We start from the raw sequence: 16,218 nt of genomic DNA, 5'->3' as shown, positions 1-16,218 counted from the left end.
ACCTGTCTACATCACCTTCAAGGCAGGCACAGAACCTGTAGGAGCGGCCTTGTGTCGCGATGGGCTGCGAAGCAGCCCCGGCAATTTGTGCATCTGTGCGCAAACCCTGGGGCTGCTGCGCAGCCCATCGCGACACAAGGCCGCTCCTACAAGGGCCAGTGCTGGCCAGAAGAATTATGCAGGACAGTTGCTCCTACAAGGACCCCAGCCAATCAGTACGGCGGCGGTGGCAGTTCGGCCAACAGTCTTTTGAGCCCGTCGCCCCACTGCCTGCGTATCTGCTCGTAATAGACATCGTCACTGGCGATACGCTGGCGTTTCGGTGTTTCAAGGCTGTCCTTGTGATACACCAGCAGGTCCAACGGCATGCCCACAGACAAGTTGCTGCGAATGGTCGAGTCGAACGAGATCAGGCCACAGCGCAACGCTTCATCGAGAGGCATCTGGTAGCCGAGGTTACGGTCGAGAATCGGCCGCCCGTATTTGCTTTCGCCCAGTTGCAGGAACGGGGTGTCCGGTGTGGCCTGGAAGAAATTGCCCTGCGCATAGACGTTGTATATGCCCATGGCGCCGCCGGCAATCTGGCCGCCGACGATGAACGAACTGCTCAGGTCGATGCCGGCCGACAGCTTGCTGCGATCACGGCCAACCACTTCGCGCAGGGTGTCGGCGACCAGTACCGTTGCATCGTAGAGCGTGGCCACGTTCAACAGGTGGGGGCCAGGGCCGCGGGTACGTTGCTGGAGCAGGTTCACCACCGATTGCGAGGTCGCCAGGTTGCCGGCGGTCTGCAGGACGATCAGGCGTTCCCCCGGCACGCTGAACACGAACAACTTGGCAAAGCTGGCGATCTGGTCGATGCCCGCATTGGTGCGTGAGTCGCTGATGAAGACAAGCCCGTCCGCCAGGTGCATGGCGACACAATAGGTCATGCTGTTTCCCTTGTTTTCTTGTGAACGGGTGCAACGCCTGTCACTGGCGGTGCACGTGCACGCTGGCCTGCATCGATTCGGCGCCACCACCGCGGCGCACGCCCCTGACCGGGCAGGCATCGAGGTAGTCCAGGCCCACTGCCAGTTTCAGGTGGCGCTCTGGCCGGGTTAGCCGGTTGGTGATGTCGAAGCTGTACCAGGCGTCATCGACCCAGGCTTCGGCCCAGGCATGGCTGGCCAGGTGCTGCTCGTCCTCGGTGCACAGGTAACCGGAGACATAGCGTGCCGGGATACCCAGGCTACGTGCGCAGGCGAGGAACGCGTGGGTGTGGTCCTGGCAGACACCGGCAGCGCCGTCGAACGCTTCAATGGCGGTGGTGCCCACCGACGTGGCCCCGGGGCTGTATGGCATGTGCTCGGCCAGGGCTTGCATCAGCCCGACCAGCGCCGCCCGGTCGCGGTGTTCGCCACAGTGCCGGTTGGCGAAGGCCTTGAGTGCATCATCGGCCTGGGTCAGGTGGCTACTGCGCAGGAATGGCAGGGGGGAGTGTTCGCCGGCCTCCTGCTCGCGCTCCGGGTCGATCTCCACCTGGCCGCTGGCGGTCAGTGCCAGATGCCCGTGGGGTTTGTCCAGGGTCAGCACATGCAGGATGTTGCCATACGGGTCGATCTGGCCGTTGACCTTGCAGGGCAGGTCCAGTTGCCATTCATTGATGCGCTGGCGCTCGCTGCTGCGGGGTGTAAGGCGCAGGAACTGGATGCTGTTGCACACATCGCTTGCATAGCTGTAGGTGGTGTCGTGGCGAATGGACAGTTTCATACGACCTCCAGATAGGAGTGATGGACCGCCTGGCCCAGTTGATTGATGCGGCCGATGAAATCGGTCAGCCACGGATGCAAGCCTGCCTCGAGGATTTCGTCGATCGCGGTGTAGCGCAGGCGCGCGTTGAGTTCGGCAGCCATGCGCTGGGCGGCGCGCCTGGTGCTGCCCGGCAGGCTGGCAAGGATCTGGTCCAGTTCTTCGATGCAGGCATGTAGCGAGCGGGGCACGTCGACCCGCAGCAACAGCAACTCGGATACCGGCCGTGCACTGGGCGCGGCGCGATAGAGTTCGTTGAAGGCTTCGTAGGAGGTCAGCGCGCGCAGCAAGGCGCTCCATTGGTAATAGCCGCGGGCAGAGTCATCGCTGACCTCTTCGGAGGCCTCACCGAACATTTCATAGCGTGCATCGAGCAGCCGCAGGGTGTTGTCGGCCCGCTCCAGGAAGGTCCCCAGACGGATGAAACTGTAGGCGTCGTTGCGCATGATGGTGCCTGAGGTCGCACCGCGGAACAGGTGCGAGCGCTCCTTGACCCATTCGCAGAACTGGCTGATGCCGTAATGGCCGAGGCCATTGCCGGCAATGTTGCGCATTTCGATCCAGGTAGCGTTGATGTTCTCCCACATGTCGGCGGTGATGCGGCCACGCACTGCGTGTGCATTGGTCCTGGCCGCCTGCAGGCAGCAATAGATACTGCCGGGGTTGGTCGCGTCGAGGGCAAAGAAGTGCAGCATGCGCTCGGTGTCGAGTTCGCTGTGCCGGCGGCGGTAGTCGTCCAGCGTTCCGGATGCCAGCAACGACATGGCCAGCTCGGCATGGCCGTCACTGCGCCCGGCCTGGGGCATCAGTGATAGCGAATAGCTGACCTCGAGCATGCGTGCAAGGTTCTCTGCGCGCTCCAGATAGCGCGACATCCAGTACAGGTCGGAAGCAGTTCTCGAAAGCATGGTTCAGTCCTCCACCACCCAGGTGTCCTTGGTACCGCCGCCCTGCGACGAGTTGACCACCAGCGAACCTTCCTGAAGGGCCACGCGGGTCAGGCCGCCTGGCACCAGCCGGGTTTCACTGCCAGACAGCACGAACGGGCGCAGGTCGATGTGGCGCGGGGCGATGCCGCTGTCGACGAAGGTCGGGCAGGTGGACAGGCACAGGGTAGGTTGGGCGATGTAGGCATGCGGGCGAGCCTTGATGCGGGCGCGGAAGTCCTCGATCTGGGCGCTGGTTGCCGCGGGCCCGACCAACATGCCATAGCCACCGGAGCCCTGGGTTTCCTTGACCACCAGGTCGGGCAGATTGGCCAGGACATGGGACAGGTCTGCAGGCCTGCGGCACTGCCAGGTCGGGACGTTGTTCAGCACCGGCTCTTCGCCCAGGTAGAAGCGGATCATGTCGTCGACATAAGGGTAGATCGACTTGTCGTCTGCCACACCGGTACCCACTGCGTTGGCCAGCACCACGTTGCCGGCGCGGTACACCGAGATCAGCCCCGGCACGCCCAGCATCGAGTCAGGGTTGAACGACAGCGGGTCGAGGTAGTCGTCGTCCAGGCGCCGATAGATCACGTCGACCTGCTGCGGGCCGGCAGTGGTACGCATGTAGACATGCTCGTCACGGATGAACAGGTCCGCACCCTCGACCAGTTCGATGCCCATTTCCCGGGCGAGGAAGGCATGCTCGAAGTAGGCACTGTTGAAGCGGCCGGGGGTGAGCAGCACGGCGGTGGGGTTGTCCAGCGGGCTGGCGCTCTTGAGCGTGTCCAGCAGCAGGTTGGGGTAGTGGTCGATCGGGGCGATACGCTGGGCAGCGAACAGCTCGGGGAACAGCCGCATCATCATCTTGCGGTCTTCGAGCATGTAGCTGACCCCGCTGGGGGTGCGCAGGTTGTCTTCGAGCACGAAGTAGCTGCCATCCCCATCGCGGACCAGGTCGACGCCGGCGATATGGGCATAGAGCCCACGGTGCAGCCCCAGGCCCTGCATGGCGATCTGGTAGCCTTCATTGGCCAGTACTTGCTCCGGCGGGATGATACCGGCTTTGAGAATGCGCTGGTCGTGGTAGATGTCCTGCAGGAACAGGTTCAGGGCGTGCACCCGCTGGATGCAGCCGCGCTCGACACTGCGCCATTCGCTGGCGCGAATGCTGCGCGGGATGATGTCAAAGGGGATCAGGCGCTCGGTGTCCTGCTTGTCACCGTACAAGGTGAAGGTGATACCGGCGCGGTGAAACAGCAGGTCTGCTTCACGTCGGCGTTGCTCCAGCAACTCCAATGGGGTGTTGGCCAACCAGCGAGCGAACTCCTGGTAATGCGGGCGACAACTTCCGTTCGTTTCGTACATTTCATTGAAAAATGCCCGGGACATACCCACTCCTTGCCACCGTTGCCGGCAGCTTCATTGCGGTTCATCTACATATTTCAGGTACGGCTTTCTGGGGGTGGTGGGCGCTGTGTCTGCGGTAGCCTCGAATCCAGTCAATTGCTGTTGCTTTTTGCACGCTAGAGGTCGTTGCAATGAAGGTGCCGAAAGCCCGACACAGCCCCGAAATGGCAAAAGTTATTGATAGGTTATTGAAACTATTAAGGTTTATTGCTGGATTCAGCGACTGCGCAGCGCGCAGCCGTACTGGAGCGGCATAGAGGCCTGCCGGAAGGTGTGCATCAAAAGGGCGCGTCATGCACCCAGCTGCAGCTTATGCCCCGAATTGGAGCGAGCCGAGGCAGCACCTACAGTGCGGTGCTCTCGTCCCACCGCCTGGCCCTGGGGGTAACCAGTTGCCAGCGCGAAGCGCATTATCGCGGGGCCATACGCGGCCTGGCGCCGACCCGACTGCGTCAGGCTGGCGCTGCCGGCGGCATGCTCGCGGGAGCAATGGCAACCTTGGTTTACTGCCTGCACTGCCCGGAGATGGCTGTGCCGTTCTGGGGGCTTTGGTCGTGCTGGGCATGGCGCTGCCGACTGCCCTGGGGGCCGCGCTTGTTGCGCTGGTGAGGGCGGGGCAGCGCATTTGACACCGGTGGCTAGATAGGGGCGCTAACTGGGGCTTAAGTTCCATTGCAAGAACAATATGGCAAATGCCGCCTAGACTCTGAAGGTCACATGGCCACAACAACAATAAAGAGGATTCATCGGATGTTCACTCCTACGTTCAAAGCTTTATTCTGCGCGCTCGTCTTGAGCGCCACTGGCGTGGCCCAGGCGTCTGAGCCGATTACCATCAAGTTCTCCCATGTTGTCGCCGAACACACGCCCAAGGGCCAAGGCGCGCTGCTGTTCAAGAAACTGGTGGAAGAGCGCCTGCCCGGCAAAGTCAAGGTCGAGGTCTACCCCAACTCGTCGTTGTTTGGTGATGGCAAGGAAATGGAGGCCTTGCTGCTCGGTGACGTACAGATTATCGCGCCGTCACTTGCCAAGTTCGAGCAATACACCAAACAGGTCCAGTTGTTCGACCTGCCGTTCCTGTTCGACGACATCCATGCCGTCGACCGCTTTCAGATGAGCCCGGCCGGCCAAGGCCTGCTCAAGTCCATGGAAAGCAAGGGCATCACCGGCCTGGCCTATTGGCACAACGGCATGAAACAACTGTCGGCCAACAAGCCACTTCGCGAACCGAAGGATGCCCGCGGCCTGAAGTTCCGCGTGCAGGCCTCGGCCGTGCTCGAGGAACAATTCAAGGCCCTGCGCGCCAACCCGCGGAAAATGAGCTTCGCCGAAGTATACCAAGGCCTGCAGACCGGCGTAGTGAACGGGGCGGAGAACCCGTACTCGAATATCTACAGCCAGAAGATGCACGAGGTGCAGAAGTACATCACCGAGTCCAACCACGGCGTGCTGGACTACATGCTGATCACCAACACCAAGTTCTGGAACGGCCTGCCAGCAGACGTGAAACCGGTACTGGAGAAGATCGTCGGCGAGGTCACCACCGAAGTGAACAAGCAAGCCGAGGCGCTCAACCAGGGCGACAAGCAGCGCATCATCGATGCCAAGACCACCGAGATCATCACCCTGACCCCGGAGCAACGCGAAGCGTGGCGTGATGCGATGAAACCTGTGTGGAAGAAGTTTGAAGGTGAGATCGGTGCTGACCTGATCAAGGCCGCCGAAGCCGCCAACACGCCTCAGTAAGGCAGTAGCCGGCCCTGCGCGAGTGGGGCCGGCTTCGCTCTGGAGATCGCGCCATGCACGCCCTCAGACGTATCTGGGAACATTTCGAGGAAGGTTTCATCGTCTTTCTCCTGGCCGCCATGACCCTGGTGACCTTCGTCTACGTGATCCTCAACAACCTCTACACCCTGTTCTACAGCGTGGCTGAGCATTGGCCAGGGGCAGCCGACCTGTTCAACGCCTTTGGCGACCAAGTGATGGACGCCGCCCAGGCGATGACCTGGAGCAATGCGCTGACCAAGGCTTTGTTTGCCTGGTTGATATTCTTCGGCCTGGCCTATGGCGTGCGCACCGCCGGCCATATTGGCGTCGATGCGCTGGTCAAGCGGGCCAGCAAGCCGGTACAACGCATTATCGGTGTAATAGCCTGCGCCAGCTGCATGGTTTATGCCGGGCTGCTGAGCGTCGCCAGCTTCGAGTGGATCGAGACCTTGCTGACCGCCAGCATCGGCGCCGAAGACCTTGGTCATATTGGCATCATGCAGTGGCACATCGGCCTGATCGTGCCGCTGGGCTTCACCCTGGTATTCATCCGCTTCGGCGAAATCATGGTGCGCATCCTCATGGGCCGCCAGGTGGGGCTGGGCCTTGCGGATGAAGCCGCCGAGGCCATGAAGCTGACCGAGCATGAGGAAGATAAACCATGACCGTCCTGTTCTTGTTCGCGGCCTTGTTCGTACTGATGTTCATCGGCGTGCCGATCGCCATTTCCCTGGGGTTGGCGGGCTCACTGGCGATCATGCTGTTCAGCCAGGACTCGGTGCGCTCGCTGGCGATCAAACTGTTCGAAACCTCCGAGCACTACACCTTGCTGGCCATTCCGTTCTTCCTGCTGGCCGGCGCGTTCATGACCACCGGTGGTGTAGCCCGCCGCCTGATAGACTTCGCCAACGCCTGCATCGGCCATGTGCGCGGTGGCCTGGCCATCGCGGCGGTGCTGGCCTGCGTCCTGTTCGCCGCGCTTTCCGGTTCCAGCCCGGCGACGGTCGCCGCCGTCGGTTCGATCGCCATCGCCGGTATGGTGCGCTCGGGTTATCCAACCGCTTTCGGCGCAGGCATCATCTGCAACGCAGGCACACTGGGCATCCTGATTCCACCCTCGATCGTGATGGTGGTATATGCCGCCGCTACCGAGACTTCGGTCGGCAAGTTGTTCATGGCAGGGGTGGTGCCGGGGTTGATGCTCGGGCTGATCCTGATGATTGTCATCTACATCGTGGCGGTGAAACGCAACCTGCCGGCGTTGCCCCGGGCTACGTTCAGCGAGTGGCTGAGCGCGGCGCGCAATGCAATCTGGGGGCTGCTGCTGATCCTGATCATTCTCGGTGGCATCTACAGCGGAATGTTCACGCCAACCGAGGCGGCTGCGGTCGCGGCGGTGTATTCGGCCTTCATCGCGCTGTTCGTGTACCGCGACATGTCCTGGCGCGAAGCACCGAAGGTACTGCTGGAGTCCGCCCGGCTGAGCATCATGCTGATGTTCATCATCGCCAACGCCATGCTTTTCGCCCATGTGCTGACCACCGAACAATTACCGCAGCAGATTACCGCCTGGGTCATCGAGGCCGGGCTTACCCCCGTGACCTTCCTGCTGGTGGTCAACGTGGTGCTGCTGGTGGCTGGCGCGTTCATGGAGCCGTCGGCGATCATCCTGATCCTGGCGCCGATCTTGTTCCCGATCGCCACGCGACTGGGCATCGATCCGGTGCACCTTGGCATCATCATGGTGATCAACCTGGAAATCGGCCTGATTACCCCCCCGGTTGGGCTCAACCTGTTCGTCACCTCTGCCGTGACCGGCATGCCGCTGGTGGACACCGTGCGTGCAGCAATGCCCTGGTTGCTGATCTTGCTGTTGTTCCTGATTCTGGTGACTTATGTGCCTTGGATCGCGTTGGTGTTACCTGAGATGTTGGGCATGTGAACCCACAGTGATAGCGGCTTTGTATTGACGGAAGCCGTCATGGACGGGTGTCCGAACACGGATGACCGAAACGCCATGGGCAGGATATGTGGTGGCCCGCCTGACACAGTGGGTAGCTGTGTCAGGCGTGGCGATCCGCTTGCCCAATTGCAGTGGATCGCCAGTTGATACTGCTAGACGGTCGAACCGGCTTTGCTCACGGTAGGTGCCCTGCGCAGGTTATACGCCCCCCAGGCCAGGCCTAGCAGTGCCGCCAGCACCGAGGCGGAAAGCACGCCAAGTTTGGCCGCCGCCAGCGCGCCTGGCTCGGCGAAGGCGAGATTGGCAATGAAGATCGACATGGTAAAACCGATGCCGGCCAGCAACCCGATCAAGAAAATGCTGCGCCAGCCTACCTCGGCGGGAAGCGCGCACCAGCCCAAGCGCACCATCAGCCAACTGACGCCGACGATGCCCAAGGGTTTGCCAGCTACCAGGGCGACAGTGACGGCGATCATTACCCATTGCGGGGCCTCGGCAGACAGATCGACACCCGAAAGATTTACCCCGGCGTTGGCCAAGGCAAACACTGGCATGATGCCGAAAGCTACCCAGGGATGCAGGGTACCTTGCATGCGCACCACCGGCGGCACCAGTTCACGCTGGGCCAAACGCAGCCGTTTCAACGGGTCCATGAGGTCGCTGGCATCCCGCTCTGGCGCCCTGGCGCGTCCCAGCAGTTCTCCGGTAAAGCGGGTAACTGCATCCAGCGGGCGCTCGCGCATCGGCATTGCGGCTACAGGCGTCATCAGGCCCAACACAACGCCGGCGAGGGTCGGGTGGGCTCCGGTCAACAAGACACCCAGCCAAGTGATTGCGCCAGGAATGACATAGGCGTAGGCAGCACCCACACCGATCTTCTGAAGCCCGATCACCATCAGCAGGCCGATCACTGCAACGCCGAAACCGCTGTAATCCAGGCCACCTGAATAGAAGAACGCGATGATCAGCACTGCGATGATGTCATCGATGATCGCCAGGGCCAGCAGGAACACGCGGACGTTGGACGGGATCGACTTGCCGAGCAGCGCCAGAACCCCTACCGCAAAGGCGATATCCGTAGCCGTCGGTACGGCCCAACCTTGTTGTTCTGCCGATGCGTGGCCGAAACCCAGATAGAGGAGGGCGGGCACGGCGACACCGCCGACGGCGGCTGCCATGGGTAGCGTGGCTTGGCGCAGGCTGGACAGTGCGCCCTCGTGGATTTCGCGACGGATCTCCATGCCGACGACCAGGAAGAAGATGGTCATCAAGCCATCGTTGATCCAGAAATGCAGGGACTGTGAATAAACCAGCGAGCCAACACCGATCGTCAACGGCGTGTGCCAAAGGCTGTCGTAGCTGTCGGCAGCTGGGGAGTTCGCCCAGATCAGTGCAGCCACAGCGGCGACCAGTAGAACAATGCCGCTGATCGCTTCAACGTGGACAAAGCGTTCAAGGTTGGCGAAGGCACGCTCGGCCAGCGCCTGGGCGCGTGGCAATTCCTTTTTTTGCATAGGCGCAAGTACTCCCGCATGGCGGCCCGACCTGCGCTGTTCTTTAACCTGCCTTACTGCACCGTGCAGCTGGCACCCATCCGGTAGTCTACCGAACAACCACCCTTAGATGAACGAAAAGTACCAAACCTTGTGTTTCTCACCGCACGCAGCAGGACACTGGTTTGAGATTTTTTCCCGCGAACGTTACGGTTTGTCGCTCTTTTCGAGCATACGGAGCTTGGCAATCGGGCATTTCTTCAGCTGCTAGCCTTGGGGAATGTCGTCGCCCCCAAGCACGCTGTGCGCATCGCCTTACAAGGAGACCTGCCGCAATGACTGCAGCCCCCAGACCCAGGAGTACCCTCAATCCGCCTGTTTTTTACAGCAGCGCAATTCTCATCTCTCTTCTGGTCTTGTACGCCACGGCATTTCAGGAGCACGCCCAGGCGCTGTTCGAGCAAGTCCAGCAATGGATTATCACCAATGCCAGCTGGTTCTACATTCTTGTTGTAGCGCTGGTACTGATAAGTGTGGTGTTTCTGGCCGTCAGCCGCTACGGAGACATCAAGCTAGGCCCTGACCATAGCGAGCCGGATTACCGAAAGAGCAGTTGGTTCGCGATGCTGTTCTCGGCCGGGATGGGGATTGGCCTCATGTTCTTCGGCGTGGCCGAACCGGTAATGCACTTCACCACGCCGCCCGTGGGCGATCCTGGCACTGTCGCTGCGGCGCGCGAAGCCATGAAGATCACCTTTTTTCACTGGGGCCTGCATGCCTGGGCAATCTATGCGATCGTCGCGCTGATTCTGGCCTACTTCAGCTTCCGCAACGGCTTGCCGTTAACCTTGCGTTCGGCGCTCTACCCGCTGATTGGCGAGCGGATCTATGGTCCTGTCGGGCATGCCGTGGATGTTTTCGCCATTCTCGGCACGGTGTTTGGTGTGGCGACCTCGTTGGGTTACGGAGTGTTGCAGATCAACAGCGGTTTTCACCATGTATTCGGTTTGCCGGTAAATACCACCGTGCAGGTCATCCTCATCACCGCCACCTGCGCTTTGGCGACACTCTCTGTAGCCAGCGGTCTGGATAAAGGTATCCGCATCCTGTCCGAGCTTAACCTGAGTCTGGCGGTAATCCTGATGCTGTTCGTGCTGCTGCTTGGGCCCACGGTATTCTTGCTGCAGACGTACGTACAGAATACCGGCGCCTACCTTTCGGACATCGTCAACAAAACCTTCAATCTCTACGCTTACGAGCCCACTGACTGGATTGGTGGCTGGACTTTGCTGTACTGGGGCTGGTGGTTGTCATGGTCGCCTTTCGTGGGGCTCTTCATCGCGCGTATTTCCCGGGGACGGACCATCCGTGAATTCGTCTGCGGCGTACTGTTCGTACCTACGGGTTTCACGCTGCTCTGGATGACGGTATTTGGCGACTCGGCGATCCATATGGTCCTTAACGATGGCGTAAAGGATCTGGCAGCGTTGGTCAGTGAAGACAGTTCCCTCGCCTTGTTTGCCTTCCTGGAGCATTTTCCGTTCTCCAGCGTCATTTCGCTGGTCGCGGTGCTCATGGTGGTGGTGTTCTTTGTGACCTCGGCGGACTCTGGTGCGTTGGTTGTGGATATGCTGGCGTCTTCCGGGCAAGGCCATTCCCCGTTGTGGCAACGTATCTTCTGGTCAGTCAGCATTGGCGCGGTGGCGATCGCGTTGTTGCTCGCCAACGGTCTCAAGGCGTTGCAGACCGCGACCATTGCCAGCGCTTTGCCGTTCGCCGCCATCTTGCTGACTGCGATTTGGGGCTTGTTCAAGGCTCTCAGTCTGGATGCGACTCGCCGCGGGTTGCGTAATCAAGCGTTGCCTGGCCCCCGACATACCCGTCACCCTCACGGCGGCTGGCAGCGTCGACTGCGCAATATCGCTTTGATGCCACGTCGGGCCCATGTGACCCGCTTCATTGTCGAAGTGGTCAAGCCAGCCTGTGAAGAGGTAGCCTTGGAGTTGCGCAAGCAAGGCTACGACGTGGCCGTGAATGAGCGCGATGATGGGCGGGTAGCACTCGAGCTCTCCCATGTCGGCGAAGGGCGTTTCCTCTACGAGGTGCGGCCACGGGCCTTCAATACTCCGAGCTTCGTCATGCGTGACACTGAAGACGGTGCCGATGCCCGCAAGTATTTTCGGGCGGAAGTGCACCTGAGAGAGGGTGGCCAGGACTACGACATCATGGGGTGGAGCCGCGACGATGTGATTGGCGACATTCTGGACCAGTACGAGCGCCACCTGCATTACCTGCACGTGGTGAGCTGAAGTTTACTCGGGCCTGCCCAGACGGAGTCAGGGCAGGGCGGTCCGCCTGCTGTCCAGGAGTGGATTTTCACAGGACCAGAAGTCTACAGCAGCAATACTGAGTCTGGGGAGCGCGCAGGATGATGGCTGAGCCAAGGATGACGATGGCGGTCAGGGCCAGGCCGACCATTCCCGGATTTGTAGCCGAAGCGCTTCATCAGCGGAATGGTGAACTGCCCGGTGGTGACTACGTTGGCCACCACACTACCGGTAACGTCGCGGCCAGGTCACGGATAGCCGCTTGACCGAGCCCCGAGGATTGGAGCGTGGCGTCGAGTTGACGGTTCTTGATCAGTTCGACGGACTCCGCATAGGGCAGGTATTCGACTTTGCCCATGTCCTGGTAGCTAAGCCATGCGGCTTTGAAGATAGCTCGGGCATTCAGCTACGCGAACGGGCGCTGGAGAATCAGGCCCTGAGCCTGGTTCACATCAGTGAGACTTTTACTGAAGTGACGAAAATTCTGCGACCCCGTTGTTAAACCTTGTACTGAAGATAATAATGAGAAGAAATATCATTAGTACGGTGTCGTCGTGGCAGATTACCAACCCGTCAAAGATGCATTTTCCGAGCTCTACGGCACCAACCACCGTTGGCTGACTACCTGGCTCTATCGTCGTCTGCAATGCCCGCACGATGCCGCAGACCTGGCCCAGGACACCTTCCTGCGGGTCATGAGAGCGCCGCAGCCGGTCGCTATCGAGGAGCCGCGTGCATTTCTCGCCACCGTCGCCCGGCGCCTGCTAAGCAACCTGTTTCGTCGTCGAGCGCTGGAAAGGGCGTACCTGGAAGAGCTGGCCAACTTCATGGAGGCCTGTGCGCCCTCCGAAGAAGAACTTGCCTTGGTGCACGAGGCGCTGGTTCAGATCGACCAGATGCTGCACGGCCTGCCGTTGCGGGTGCGCCATGTCTTCATTCTCAGTCGCCTGGATGGCCTGCCGCAGCCGCAGATCGCCCGGCAACTGGGTATTTCCCTCGCCACCGTGGAGCGCGACCTGCGTCGCGCCTTCCTGCATTGCCTGAGCGTCGCTGGCGCATGACCTGCCAATCCTCTGAGCAGGTGCTGCACGAAGCCATCGACTGGATGCTGCGCCTTGAACACTTGCCCGCCAGCGACCCCGCGCATCAGGCGTTCGAGCAATGGCACCAGCATTGTGCCGAGCATCGGGTTGCGTGGCAGCGGGTGAACAGTGTGCTCGGGTCCGCTCTGGCTGATCTGCAGGGCCTGCCAGGCCAGGTACAGCTGGGCAGCCGCGCCTTGCGTGCGTTGCCCAACCCTTCGCGGCGAAACCTGCTGGGCAAGGGCCTGGCACTGTTGCTGCTGGGGGCCGGTGGGGTCGGTGTACTCAACCGCCTGGCCCCGGTGGCCGACCTGCTGGCCGACGCCCACACCGCCACCGGCGAGCGCAAGACCTTGCTGCTCGCCGATGGCAGCCGTCTGAGCCTCAACGCCCGCAGTGCGGCCGATATCCGTTTCGACGCACGGCAGCGGCGGGTAGTGTTGCGCGCGGGTGAACTGCAGATGCAGGTGGAGCCTGACCGTGCACGGCCACTGATTGTCGCCACCGCCCATGGCGAGGTGCGCGCGACGGCAGCCCGCTTCATGGTGCGTCAGGAACCTGAGCGCTGCATGGTATCGGTCCAGCGGCACAGCGTGCTGCTAAGCACCGCCGACGGCAGCACCCGGCGGGTGGAGGCGGGCCAGGCGTTCGGCTTCGACCGGCGTGGCAGCGTGGCTGTGGCACCGTCGATGCGTACTCGCGATGACTGGGTACAGGGGCGGGTCGAAGCCCAGGACGAACCCTTGGGCGAGCTGGTGGAGGCGCTGCGCCCGTATTACGGCGGCCTGCTGCGCATCAGCCCGCAAGCTGCGCAGGTCCGGGTGTTCGGTACCTTCCTTGTGGACGATATCGAGCGCACCCTGACGTCGTTGAGCGAGACGCTACCGATCCGGGTCGAAACCCTGGGCTTCTGGCTGACCCGGATCGACGTGAAGTAACGACTTTTTTGCGGGGGCGATGAGGGGGTTCCGAATCTCGGGTGTCCTGGCTATGAAAGATCCCCCAGACGAGCCGACAATCCATGTCCCATCCTTCGCTCCGCCCCCATGCCCTGGCTGCCGCCATTGCCCTTGCAGGCCTGTCCTGGCAAGCCGTCGCCCAGAACGAGCAGGTCAGCCATAGCTTCGACCTGCCCGCCGCACCCTTGGGCAGCACCCTGACCCGCATTGCCCGGGAGACCGGCAACGTGCTCTCGATATCGCCCGCGCTTATCGAGGGCAAGACTGCCCAGCCGGTACGCGGACAGATGACCACGCAGCAGGCGATGGAGCAGGCGCTGCAGGGGAGTGGGCTGCGCCTGGAGGTCACCTCGAGCGGTAGCTGGAACCTGTTGCCCGTGGCGCCGGACGGCGCGCAGCTGGAGCTGCCAGCGATGTCGATCGTCGGCATGCAGACCAGCGCGCCGACTTTTTCAGTGGGTACCAAGGTTCCACTGCGCCTGCGGGAGGTGCCGCAGACCATCAACGTGATCGGCCAGGAGCGGATCCAGAAGCAGAACCTCTATACCCTCGAGGATGCGTTGGGTGAGGTTGGCGGCGTGACCGTGCAACGGATCGATGCCAGCCGCTTGAGCTTCTTCTCGCGTGGCTTCGAGATAACCTCGCTGCAGCTGGACGGCACACCGACCACCATGGACAACCGGATTTTTCTGTCGCCGGACCTGACCATGTACGACCGCGTCGAGGTACTCAAGGGGCCGTCCGGCAGCCTGACCGGCGCCGGGGGGGCGGGCGGCAGCATCAACCTGATACGCAAGCGCCCGCTGGCCGACGCGGCGGTATCGGCCGAAGTCAGCGCCGGCTCCTGGGACAACTACCGTGGCATGGTCGACGTCACCGGCCCGCTGACCGAGGCCGGCAACGTCCGTGGCCGCCTGGTGCTCAGCCAGCACAACCAGGCCTTCCCCTACGATGGCAGCGGCAAGCGTGAGTCGAACCAGGCCTACGGTATCGTCGATATCGACCTGACCCCGGATACCGTCTGGACCATCGGTGCCAGCAACCAGAACACCGACATTCGCGGCGCCCAGCGCTCGCTGCCGGCGTTCCGCTACACCAACGCCGCAGGCGAAGCAGCCATGTCGCTACCAGACGTCTCGCGCAAGAACTTCTACGGCGCCAACTGGAACCGCGACTACTTCTGGAGCACTGCGGTGTTCACCGAGCTTGAGCATCAGCTTGGTGGCGGCTGGAAGACCAAGCTGGCGGTGCGCCATGCCGACAACAATTACGATCTGACCCAGGCCTACGCCCGCAATGGCGGTGGTATCGACCCGGCCGACAACCTGGTGTCGATGAACTCGATCATGTTCGACTACCGCGAGAAGCAGGACGAAGTGGACCTGTACGCCGACGGCCCGTTCAGCCTGTTCGGCCGTGAGCACAAGCTGCTGGTGGGCACCAATTACTCCCGTTCGGAGTTCTCTTCCAACGGCGGCTACTATTCCAGCTTCCTGGGTGATGTGGACCTGTACGACCCGCAAGCGAACTTCCCGTTCCCGGAATTCCCCGATTCCGATCGCCTGCCCACCAACGTTGCCAACACCCGCTCCAAGGCAGTCTACGGCAACATGCGCCTGAGCCTGAGCGACCCGTTGACCCTGGTACTTGGCGGCCGTGTCACCTGGCTGGACATGCACCGCAGCCAGCACCAGCCGGAAGCCGGCTCGCCGTCGGAAAAGGCCAGCCAGAGCGAGTCGCAGAAGTTCACCCCGTTCTATGGGTTGATCTACGAGCTGAACGACACCTACTCGCTGTATGCCAACTACGCCGAGGTGTTCAACCCGCAGCCGGTCAGCAACCTGGATATCAACAACAGCATCATCGACCCGATCGAGGGCAAGCAGCATGAGCTCGGCATCAAGGGCGAATTCCTCGACGGTGCGCTGAACGCCTCGCTGGCAGCCTTCCAGATCGAGGAAGAGAACCGCGCCATCCCCGACATGAACGACCCGAACTCGCGGGCCGTGGTGGCTGGTGGCAAGGCGCGCACCCGTGGCTACGAGATGGAAGTGAGCGGGCAGGTGACGCCTGACTGGTTCCTCACTGCCAACTTCGCTCACACCTACAAGCGCTACGACAGCCCCAACGAACAGTTGCAGACCTATTTGCCGAAGAACATGTTGCGGGTCTGGACCCTTTACAAGCTGCCCGGTGAGCTTGAAAAGTGGAGCGTGCAGGGCGGCGTGAGCGTCGTCAGCGAAACCTACAACAAACTGTACGTGCCCGGCCTGGACATGGACGGCACCAAACTACAGCAGAGTGGCTACGCGCTGTACGACGCGGGTGTCGGCTACCAGATCGACGAGCATCTGTCAGCGGACCTGCTTGCCACCAACCTGACCAACAAGAAGTACTACCAGCGCATCAACACCTTCCAGGATGGAAACATCTTCGGTGACCCCCGTGCGGTCTCCTTGACCCTGCGCGCCAAGTTCTGAAGAAGCGCCGTGAAGGA

13 protein-coding genes and 2 pseudogenes are annotated in these 16,218 nt (G+C 61.5%); 8 read left to right on the top strand and 7 right to left on the bottom strand.

The features are described 5' to 3' along the window. Nucleotides 1-212: 212 nt before the first annotated feature. Genes QIY50_26475 through QIY50_26460 form a run of 4 tightly spaced genes read right to left on the bottom strand, consistent with a single transcriptional unit; the run spans nt 213 to nt 4,112 of the window. Nucleotides 213-932 (bottom strand): proteasome-type protease, encoded by a 720-nt coding sequence (locus QIY50_26475; protein WGV20732.1) that lies wholly within the window; start codon nt 930-932, stop codon nt 213-215. 40 nt (nt 933-972) lie between these two features. Next, nucleotides 973-1,752: a transglutaminase family protein gene (locus tag QIY50_26470; protein ID WGV20731.1), complete on the bottom strand. Its 780-nt coding sequence runs from the start codon at nt 1,750-1,752 to the stop codon at nt 973-975. Further along, nucleotides 1,749-2,699: an alpha-E domain-containing protein gene (locus QIY50_26465; GenBank protein WGV20730.1), complete on the bottom strand. Its 951-nt coding sequence runs from the start codon at nt 2,697-2,699 to the stop codon at nt 1,749-1,751. Before QIY50_26465 ends, QIY50_26470 begins: the two co-directional genes overlap by 4 nt. Before the next feature lie 3 nt (nt 2,700-2,702). Then, nucleotides 2,703-4,112, bottom strand: a complete 1,410-nt coding sequence (locus tag QIY50_26460; GenBank protein ID WGV20729.1) for a circularly permuted type 2 ATP-grasp protein — start codon at nt 4,110-4,112, stop codon at nt 2,703-2,705. 438 nt (nt 4,113-4,550) lie between these two features. Between QIY50_26460 and QIY50_26455 the strand changes: the two are divergent. The 4 genes and pseudogenes from QIY50_26455 (at nt 4,551) to dctM (ending at nt 7,839) form a co-directional block, all read left to right on the top strand. Beyond that, nucleotides 4,551-4,759: pseudogene (locus QIY50_26455) on the top strand (NrsF family protein). A gap of 121 nt (nt 4,760-4,880) precedes the next feature. Then, the gene (gene dctP / locus QIY50_26450; protein ID WGV20728.1) at nt 4,881-5,876 is read left to right on the top strand and encodes a C4-dicarboxylate TRAP substrate-binding protein DctP; all 996 of its coding nucleotides are present in this window, start codon (nt 4,881-4,883) and stop codon (nt 5,874-5,876) included. A 53-nt stretch (nt 5,877-5,929) separates the two neighbouring features. Continuing rightward, nucleotides 5,930-6,562, top strand: a complete 633-nt coding sequence (locus QIY50_26445; GenBank protein ID WGV20727.1) for a TRAP transporter small permease — start codon at nt 5,930-5,932, stop codon at nt 6,560-6,562. Beyond that, nucleotides 6,559-7,839 carry a C4-dicarboxylate TRAP transporter large permease protein DctM gene (gene dctM, locus QIY50_26440; protein ID WGV20726.1) on the top strand — a complete coding sequence of 427 codons (1,281 nt, stop codon included), beginning with the start codon at nt 6,559-6,561 and terminating at the stop codon, nt 7,837-7,839. Before QIY50_26445 ends, dctM begins: the two co-directional genes overlap by 4 nt. Nucleotides 7,840-8,012: 173 nt before the next feature. On the opposite strand, the gene nhaA is transcribed toward dctM, so the two are convergent. After that, on the bottom strand, nt 8,013-9,374 hold the full coding sequence (nhaA, locus tag QIY50_26435) for a Na+/H+ antiporter NhaA (protein ID WGV20725.1): 1,362 nt from the start codon (nt 9,372-9,374) through the stop codon (nt 8,013-8,015). Nucleotides 9,375-9,688: 314 nt separating this feature from the next. Here nhaA and betT point away from each other — a divergent pair, with 314 nt between their 5' ends. After that, nucleotides 9,689-11,662: a choline BCCT transporter BetT gene (gene betT / locus QIY50_26430; protein ID WGV20724.1), complete on the top strand. Its 1,974-nt coding sequence runs from the start codon at nt 9,689-9,691 to the stop codon at nt 11,660-11,662. Between the two features lie 83 nt (nt 11,663-11,745). Here the strand turns inward: betT and QIY50_26425 are convergent, their stop codons facing one another. Beyond that, a complete protein-coding gene (locus tag QIY50_26425; GenBank protein ID WGV20723.1) occupies nt 11,746-11,901 on the bottom strand; it encodes a hypothetical protein in 156 nt (51 codons plus the stop codon). A 5-nt stretch (nt 11,902-11,906) separates the two neighbouring features. Beyond that, nucleotides 11,907-12,086: pseudogene (locus QIY50_26420) on the bottom strand (TAXI family TRAP transporter solute-binding subunit). A 148-nt stretch (nt 12,087-12,234) separates the two neighbouring features. On the opposite strand from QIY50_26420, the gene QIY50_26415 reads away from it, so the two are divergent. From QIY50_26415 to QIY50_26405, 3 genes are all read left to right on the top strand, one after another. Continuing rightward, nucleotides 12,235-12,741: a sigma-70 family RNA polymerase sigma factor gene (locus tag QIY50_26415; GenBank protein WGV20722.1), complete on the top strand. Its 507-nt coding sequence runs from the start codon at nt 12,235-12,237 to the stop codon at nt 12,739-12,741. Then, nucleotides 12,738-13,700 carry a FecR domain-containing protein gene (locus QIY50_26410; GenBank protein WGV20721.1) on the top strand — a complete coding sequence of 321 codons (963 nt, stop codon included), beginning with the start codon at nt 12,738-12,740 and terminating at the stop codon, nt 13,698-13,700. The genes QIY50_26415 and QIY50_26410 overlap by 4 nt, the downstream gene beginning before the upstream one ends. 83 nt (nt 13,701-13,783) lie before the next feature. Then, nucleotides 13,784-16,201: a TonB-dependent siderophore receptor gene (locus QIY50_26405; GenBank protein WGV20720.1), complete on the top strand. Its 2,418-nt coding sequence runs from the start codon at nt 13,784-13,786 to the stop codon at nt 16,199-16,201. Nucleotides 16,202-16,218 lie beyond the last annotated feature (17 nt).

The sequence above is a fragment of the Pseudomonas putida genome, from assembly GCA_029953615.1.
In the GTDB taxonomy this organism is placed as follows: Bacteria; Pseudomonadota; Gammaproteobacteria; order Pseudomonadales; family Pseudomonadaceae; genus Aquipseudomonas.
This window is presented reverse-complemented; position numbering and strand designations above follow the sequence as displayed.